Genomic DNA, 764 nt, shown 5'->3' with positions numbered 1-764 from the left:
CGAGAGAAGATAATGGCGACCATTATGTCGCTGGTGGTTATTGCACCTATGGTGGCGCCAGTAATAGGGGCATTATTACTTAAGGTTGCCACTTGGCAGATGATTTTTGTTGCGCTTGGTGTCTTTGGCCTTTTATCGATTGTGCTTTCACTCTGTCTGACAGAAACGTTGGTATCTCGTTATAGCGGATCTGTAGTGAGATCTTGGGGACGGCTGGGAGTAGTACTCAAGAATCCACGGTTTCTGTTGTTACTGGCAGTATTTTCGCTTACTCCAATGTCGATGATGGCATTTGTGGCTGCGGGTCCTTACATCTATGTTGAGCACTTTAATTTTAGCGAGCAAGAGTTTAGTTATATCTTCGCGCTAAATGCTCTATTTGCCTCATTTGGACCTCGGGCTTACATCAAAATTACTCAATATTGGCCTGCAAAACGAATTATTTCTTTCTGCTTCATGCTTCTGATTTTGTGTGGAGTACTGACTTTTAGCCTTGGTGAAGCTTCGGCTTGGTTGTTCGCCCCATTAATCGGATTAGCTACGTTAGCCACCATCACAACGCGAGTGCCTGGTACTAACCTAATGCTTGAACAACAAGACAAGGACACTGGTTCTGCCGTTGCAATCATTCAATTTACGTCAATGATTTGTGGCGCGATGGGGATGATGTTGGTTTCTGTCGAGTCTGACTCTTTGATTAAAAACCTTGGTGTGATCCAATTGTCTATAGGTGTGATCAGCGGCCTATTGTGGCTGGCATGGTC

Annotated in this window: 1 protein-coding gene; it reads left to right on the top strand. The window is 44.6% G+C overall.

Translation table 11 applies throughout. The features are described from left to right. Nucleotides 1-764, top strand: a 764-nt coding sequence (locus AB4496_RS27895) for an MFS transporter (protein ID WP_372133272.1), incomplete at both ends; no start/stop codon positions are given.

The sequence above is a fragment of the Vibrio sp. 10N.222.46.A1 genome (assembly GCF_041473595.1).
Taxonomy (GTDB): Bacteria; Pseudomonadota; Gammaproteobacteria; order Enterobacterales; family Vibrionaceae; genus Vibrio; species Vibrio tasmaniensis_A.
This window is presented reverse-complemented; position numbering and strand designations above follow the sequence as displayed.